The organism is Bartonella sp. AP57NXGY, from assembly GCF_042195805.1.
GTDB lineage: Bacteria > Pseudomonadota > Alphaproteobacteria > Rhizobiales > Rhizobiaceae > Bartonella.
Window position 1 is genome coordinate 1 of sequence record NZ_JBHIOZ010000647.1, and the last position, 574, is coordinate 574.

Annotated in this window: 1 protein-coding gene; it reads right to left on the reverse strand. The window is 35.0% G+C overall.

The window, feature by feature from the left end; genetic code table 11:
- Window positions 1–162: 162 nt before the first annotated feature.
- Window positions 163–574: tyrosine-type recombinase/integrase (locus ACFIL8_RS12445; RefSeq protein ID WP_375690087.1), on the reverse strand; the 412-nt coding region annotated here is incomplete at its 5' end.

A 574-nucleotide genomic window follows, 5' to 3' on the forward strand; every position in this document is an offset into this window, starting at 1 on the left:
CCCTCATTTTTAAAAACACAAATAAAATGAATATATTACACATAGAAAAAAGAAACATGGTACGCCCAAGGGGCGGGTATAGAGTAAATAAAATCAAAGAATTATATAGAATATAAGGGAATTAATGAATTTTGATTCTATTACGTTTTTTTGTCTCTGCCCCTAACTTTTTTGGAGCTTTTTTATAGCTTCAAGAGCTAGTCTTTTACGATCTGCACTCTTTGTATAAAGGGATGCCATCTGATCTTCTGTCCAGCCAAAAATTGCTTTCAATTGTGATACTGTTGCTCCAGAATTAGCTGCACGTGTTGCGGCTAATTTTCTTAATCCATGCGCCGATTTTTTAATTCCAGCCGCATTACAAGCGTCTCTAAATCCATTCCCAAAGCTTTCTTTGGTGAATTTTTGATTCACTTTACTACAGATAAATGTTTCTTCTCCAATAGGACCAGTTTCAAGCGTTTTAGCTAATTCCGGTAAAATGGGAAGAAAAACATCTGTTTGGAATTTACTTTTCTCTGTTTTGAGATGAATAATATTGTCTTTGACATCTTTCCAGCCAATGCGTACCGCA